We start from the raw sequence: 4,741 nt of genomic DNA, 5'->3' as shown, positions 1-4,741 counted from the left end.
GGACTATCCTGATGATCTGCGCTCAGAAGCGCTCGCGCTTTGGGCATTCCGGCGCAAGGAGAGCGCCGCAGAGGCAAATATCCAGGTTCACCGGTTGGCGACGGGCCAGGCATCCGCCTCCTACTTGTCGAACTTCCGGATTGCCTCCGCCGTCACCGGCGTGAAGAAATTCACCAGATTGCCGTCGGGGTCGCGGAACAGCAGCGAGCGGTTGCCCCAGGGCATGGTGGTCGGTTTCTGCACTGTCACGGCCCTGATCGTGTCCGACAGCCTGGCGAACTCGGCATCGACATCGCCGACGCGGAATTCGAGGATGGCGGTGTGGTTGTCGGCGGGTCGGGCGATGTCGCCGCCGAACAGCATCAAGGTGCGCGTGCTGCCGATCGCCAGCGTGCAGGAAGGTGTCGCGAGTTCCGCGAAGTCCTCCGTGTAGACAGTCACCGGCATGCCGGTGATCTCGCCGTAGAAGCGCACTAGGCGCTGAACATCCGAGGTGATGATGCGGACAGAGACGAAATTCATCGCAGGACTCCTTGATCGCTGAAGCCGCGACCGGCTCCCGATCGATCTTTAGGCCAGGCCTCCTGACAGCCTTATGTTAGGAGAGGGAGCGCGACGGCTACGCTTTCGGTTCGGACCAACTCTCGTGCACCATTGGCGGCAGGCCGAAGGCGGCGAACAGCTCTGCCGCGAGCGGGCCGACATAGACCGTGAGCGAGGCGATGCCGCCAGCGGCCGGCTCGATGACATGCAGCGACTGGGCGCGCCATTCGGACTCCTTATGGCACCGCGCGTAGATCGCGACGGCGGGCTGGCCGTTGGCCCATGTCGCCTGGAACCGGAACTCAGCCTCAGCGATCGTGAAGTCGATCTCCTGGAGGACGGCTTTGACCTCGCTATACGCAACGGTTCGCCGGGCAATGCTGCGGGCACACGCATCCGTCGGGTCGGCCATGAGGAGACAATGCTCTATGGCGCGCCGACCTGACCTTGAAGGGCAAGGTGTTCATCGCACAGCCTGACAGCGTCGCAGCGACATAGACCTGGGAGGAGAGCGACAATTAATCCTTCGACGTACTAGCCAAGCTGTCGTCACTATCCGCCCAGATACGCGGCTCGCACAGCTGGGTCAGCAAGAAGTTCGCGGCCAGTACCCTCGCGCTTCAGTTCGCCGGCTTCGAGAAGGTAAGCTCGATCGCACATTTCGAGCGCGGCAAACGCATTCTGCTCGACCAGCAGGACGGTAATGCCCTGGGTCCTAATTCCAGATATCAGGTCGAAGACGGAATCGATGATAGTTGGCGCGAGCCCGAGTGAAGGTTCATCGAACAATACGATCTTGGGGCGTGACATGAGTGCCCGGGCGATAGCCAGCATCTGCTGTTCGCCGCCGGACAGCGTACCCGCCGCCTGCCCGCGCCGCTCGCCTAGGACGGGGAAGCGCTTATACATGTCTCCAACATCGGAGCTGATGCCTGCGCGGTCGCGTCTGAGAAAGGCGCCGAGTTCGAGATTCTCTTTCACGGTTAGGTCCGAGAAGACCCTCCGTCCTTCGGGGCAGTGGGCCAGACCTCTCATCAGGATTGCCTTCGGCGTTGACTGCGCGATATCGACGCCGTCGAGCAGGATCCGACCGGTAGATATAGGTGCAACCCCGGAGATCGCCCTCAAGGTCGAGGTTTTGCCGGCACCGTTGGCGCCGATGAGGGACACGAGTTCGCCCCGCCTGACCTGGAGCGATACGCCCTTGACTGCCGCCACGTTTCCATAGCGGCAGGATATGTTCTCAATTTCCAGCATGGTACTTCCCATGGCCTAGATAGGCACTGATCACTTCGGGATTTTGCCGGATTTCTGCCGGAACGCCATTTGCGATAATATGGCCTTGATAGAGCACGAGCACACGATCGGAGACTTCCATCACCATACGCATATCGTGCTCTACCAGCAGAATGGTGACTCCCCGCTTGCGGATGGTTTCCAGCATGGCCATGAAGCGGGAGGTTTCGGTGGCGTTCATGCCGGAAACCGGCTCGTCCAGCAGTAGCATCTTCGGATCGGCGGCCATGGCCATCGCGAGTCCGAGCAGGCGCTGTTCGCCGTAGGACAGTGATCCGGCATGCCGCTCCCTGCCGTCCAGAAGTCCGACGAATTGAAGCAGCTTCTCGGCCTCTGTGCGCAGCATGAGCTCCTCGGCAGCGACGCTCGGCAATCCCAGTAGAACCGACCACGCGTTGGCGGAGCCCTTCCGGTGCAGCGCCCGCAGAACGCTTTCAAAGACGGTCGCGCCGTTGAAAAGGCTCGTTCGTTGAAAGGTGCGGACCAAGCCCAGGTTCGCGATCTGGTGGGGTTTTAGGCCAGTCAGCGGCTCTCCGGCAAATCTGACGGTTCCTTCAGCAGGTGCGAGGAAACCGGAGACTACATTGAACGCGGTCGTTTTGCCGGCCCCATTCGGTCCGATCAGGCTGACGACTTCCCCCTCGTGGACATGAAAGCTCAGATCGTCAATCGCCGTCAAGCCGCCGAAACGGACAGCGACTTTCTCAGCCGAGAGCAAGGTGCGTTTGCGCGTCATGACGATCCTTCCGATCGCGCAGAAGTACGCCTTAACCAGGATCGGCCATGCCAGGGGACACGCACCCGTGACAAGGCGGGAACGACGCCCTGAGGGAGGAACATCACAATGACGATCATCAGGATCCCGTAGAAGATCCATTGAAGTTCCGGGCCGGCCACCTCGCGCAGCAAGGGCGGGATGACCCCGAACAGGATCCCGCCCACGACGGGTCCGAGTAACGTTCCTTTGCCGCCGGTGACGATCATTATGAGTAGGGTGACGGTGTAGACGAACAAGAACACGTCGGGATCAATGATCCGCATGTAGTGGGCATAAAGGCTCCCCGCTGCGCCGGCCATCGCGGCCGAGAGACATGCGCCGAGCACAAGATAGCGTGTGACGTCGACGCCGACGGAGAGCGCGAGCGTTTCGTTGTCGCGCAGTGACATCATCGCCCTGCCGATCCTGGACTGCACCAACCGCCGGATCAGCACGTAGGTGACCACTCCCACGAAAAGGACCAGATAGTAGTTCGACGCTTTGCTGTAGAACGTGTACTCCCAACCGAACGCGCCGATGCTCAAAGGCGGAATGTTGGTGAGAGCCATGGGCCCTTGGGTCAGGGAAATCCAGTTTAGCGCGACGATGCGTGCAACCTCTGCGAACGAGATTGTCACGATCACGAAATAGGCGCCACGGACGCGGAAGGAGAGCTTTCCGATGCACCATCCAAGGAAGGCCGTGATCAGCACGGCAAACAGGAAGGAAAGCAACACCGGCTTTGGATCCACGGCAAGCACAAAACTGCTGCTGAAGCGGATTTCAAATCCGAGCGAGCAGAGCGCGCTTACATAGGCGCCTACTCCGAAAAACCCGATATGTCCGAGACTGGCTTGACCCAAATAGCCGAGCACGAGATTGAGACTCATGGCGACGACCGTGAAGATACCCGCCATCACCATGATGTGAAGGACATAGGCGTCACCTATAAGCAAGGGAAGGACGCAGAACAGCGCCACCGCAACTATCCGGGCGAGCATCGTCAACTGACCCTCTCTGCTTTGGCGAACAGGCCCTTGGGCCGGAAGGTGAGCACGAGGATGATGACCAGAAAGGCCATGGCGTCGCGATATGAGGACGAGATGTACCCGGCGCCGAACTCCTCCACAAAGGCGAGCAGGAATCCACCGATCGCGGCACCCTTGAAGTTGCCGAGACCGCCCAGGATGATGATCGCGAATGCCTTGAGCGTCACCACGTTGCCCATGGTCGGGGTAACCACGAAAATCGGGCCCAGAAGCGCTCCCGCAACGGCGGCGAGTGCTGAGCCAAACGCGAACGAGAGCGTATAAATCGAGTTTATGTTAATCCCCATCAGCGCCGCCGCGTCCCGGTCGGCAAAGGTGGCGCGCATCGCTTTGCCGAGCCGAGTGTAATTGATGCTGGCGTGGGCGACGACTATCAGACAGATCGCCATCGCGAACACGAAGGCACGCAGCGGATCGACGGAAACGGGGCCGAGCACTAATGGCTCGATCGAGAAGGGACTGGGGATGGATTGCGGACGCCCGCCCCAGATCCAGTTTTCTCCGTTTTGCAAGATGATCCACGCGCCGATCAGCACCAGCATCGTGGAATCCATATCCGCGTTGCGCATGGGCCGTATTAAGATGAGTTCGATGAGCGCCCCCGCGGTCGCGCCGACGACCACGGCAAGAGCGAGTGCAACGAAATAATTGCCTCCTACCAACGCTACAAACACGAACGCCGTATAAGCACCGATCGTGTAGAGCTCCCCGTGGGTAAAGTTAATGATCTTCATGATGCCGACGATGATGGTCAGACCTATTCCTAGAAGGGCATAGATTGCACCAAGTATCAGCGCGTCCAACGCATGTTGAAGGAGATATTCCACAATTTACGTCCTTGATTGATCGCTCGCGCGATACCTATTGGGGCGTGATCACCTTTCCGCCTTCTATCTTAACGAGATAGACGCGCGGATGGCTCTGGCCGCTCTCCTTGCCCGCGGGACCTTCTTTTTCGAAGGCGATGTCGCTTCCGGCGCCCTTCACCTTCACGTCCCAGAGCGCTTGGCGGATGGCGTCGGGTTCGGCCTTGCCGGCCCTTTCTATGGCCGCGGCGATGGTCTTGATACCGTCGTAGCCGCGGAAGCCTCCGCCG

The 4,741-nt window shown here is 60.0% G+C and carries 5 protein-coding genes and 2 pseudogenes; 1 reads left to right on the top strand and 6 read right to left on the bottom strand.

Annotation, left to right across the window (positions count from 1 at the left end; genetic code table 11):
* Nucleotides 1-120: 120 nt before the first annotated feature.
* Nucleotides 121-522 carry a VOC family protein gene (locus tag EN943_RS35030; protein ID WP_127416381.1) on the bottom strand — a complete coding sequence of 134 codons (402 nt, stop codon included), beginning with the start codon at nucleotides 520-522 and terminating at the stop codon, nucleotides 121-123.
* A gap of 310 nt (nucleotides 523-832) precedes the next feature.
* Between EN943_RS35030 and EN943_RS39035 the strand changes: the two are divergent.
* Nucleotides 833-931 (top strand): annotated as a pseudogene (locus EN943_RS39035) (LysR family transcriptional regulator); the annotation flags it as partial.
* A 164-nt stretch (nucleotides 932-1,095) separates the two neighbouring features.
* Here EN943_RS39035 and EN943_RS35015 read toward each other — a convergent pair.
* From EN943_RS35015 to EN943_RS34995, 5 genes and pseudogenes are all read right to left on the bottom strand, one after another.
* On the bottom strand, nucleotides 1,096-1,800 hold the full coding sequence (locus EN943_RS35015) for an ABC transporter ATP-binding protein (protein ID WP_127416380.1): 705 nt from the start codon (nucleotides 1,798-1,800) through the stop codon (nucleotides 1,096-1,098).
* Nucleotides 1,787-2,575: an ABC transporter ATP-binding protein gene (locus tag EN943_RS35010; protein ID WP_127416379.1), complete on the bottom strand. Its 789-nt coding sequence runs from the start codon at nucleotides 2,573-2,575 to the stop codon at nucleotides 1,787-1,789. The genes EN943_RS35015 and EN943_RS35010 overlap by 14 nt, the downstream gene beginning before the upstream one ends.
* Nucleotides 2,572-3,597, bottom strand: coding sequence for a branched-chain amino acid ABC transporter permease (locus EN943_RS35005; protein ID WP_127416382.1), 1,026 nt, complete (start codon nucleotides 3,595-3,597; stop codon nucleotides 2,572-2,574). The genes EN943_RS35010 and EN943_RS35005 overlap by 4 nt, the downstream gene beginning before the upstream one ends.
* A 2-nt stretch (nucleotides 3,598-3,599) precedes the next feature.
* Nucleotides 3,600-4,472, bottom strand: a complete 873-nt coding sequence (locus EN943_RS35000; protein ID WP_127416378.1) for a branched-chain amino acid ABC transporter permease — start codon at nucleotides 4,470-4,472, stop codon at nucleotides 3,600-3,602.
* A gap of 34 nt (nucleotides 4,473-4,506) precedes the next feature.
* A pseudogene (locus tag EN943_RS34995) lies at nucleotides 4,507-4,741 on the bottom strand (ABC transporter substrate-binding protein); the annotation flags it as partial.

The sequence above is a fragment of the Mesorhizobium sp. M7A.F.Ca.US.006.01.1.1 genome (assembly GCF_003997935.1).
GTDB lineage: Bacteria > Pseudomonadota > Alphaproteobacteria > Rhizobiales > Rhizobiaceae > Mesorhizobium.
Note: the sequence above shows the minus strand (reverse complement) of the source record. Positions and strands in the feature narration are given on the sequence as shown.

Coding starts and splice junctions, on each gene's coding strand:
- EN943_RS35010 (WP_127416379.1), bottom strand. CDS start 2,575: ATGACGCGCAAACGCACCTTGCTCTCGGCTGAGAAAGTCGCTGTCCGT.
- EN943_RS35015 (WP_127416380.1), bottom strand. CDS start 1,800: ATGCTGGAAATTGAGAACATATCCTGCCGCTATGGAAACGTGGCGGCA.
- EN943_RS35030 (WP_127416381.1), bottom strand. CDS start 522: ATGAATTTCGTCTCTGTCCGCATCATCACCTCGGATGTTCAGCGCCTA.
- EN943_RS35005 (WP_127416382.1), bottom strand. CDS start 3,597: ATGCTCGCCCGGATAGTTGCGGTGGCGCTGTTCTGCGTCCTTCCCTTG.